At 48.9% G+C, this 507-nt stretch carries 1 protein-coding gene; it reads right to left on the reverse strand.

The genetic code is table 11. The features are described 5' to 3' along the window. On the reverse strand, nucleotides 1-507 hold a 507-nt coding region (locus ACFQEU_RS18100), incomplete at both ends, for a thioredoxin domain-containing protein (RefSeq protein ID WP_379784424.1).

Below are 507 nucleotides of genomic sequence, written 5' to 3' on the forward strand. Positions count from 1 at the left end.
GCTCGGTAAGTCATTCAACGCCTTGAAGCTCTTGCCCATTTGTTCGCGTAAATTCAAAAAATCTTTATGTTGCGCGCGATAAAAATTCACAACCCGAATCAATAGATCGCAAAACGGGATACGTCCCTCCAGCGGCTCGCGTGGGAAGTAAGTGCCCACCACGAACGGCAACAAGGTCTTCGGGCAAAGAAACACCGAGAGCGGCCAACCACCGGTTTGACCGTTCAGCAATTGATGGGCAGTTTGAAAAATATCATCGAGGTCTGGCCGCTCTTCTTTATCAACTTTGATATTGATAAAATTATCATTCAATTGCGCAGCAATAGCTGGATCAGAAAAGGATTCGCTCTGCATGAGCTGACAGGAATTGCAGGCCGAATAGCCAATAGAGAGAAATATCGGTTTATCTTGCACGCGGGCAAGGGCTAATGCCGCTGGCGACCACAACTGCCAGGCCACTGGGTCGCCGGCATGTTGCAGGAGATAACGGTTCTCTTGACCGCTTAA

This window comes from Halorubrum tibetense, assembly GCF_042661865.1.
Lineage (GTDB): Archaea > Halobacteriota > Halobacteria > Halobacteriales > Haloferacaceae > Halorubrum > Halorubrum tibetense.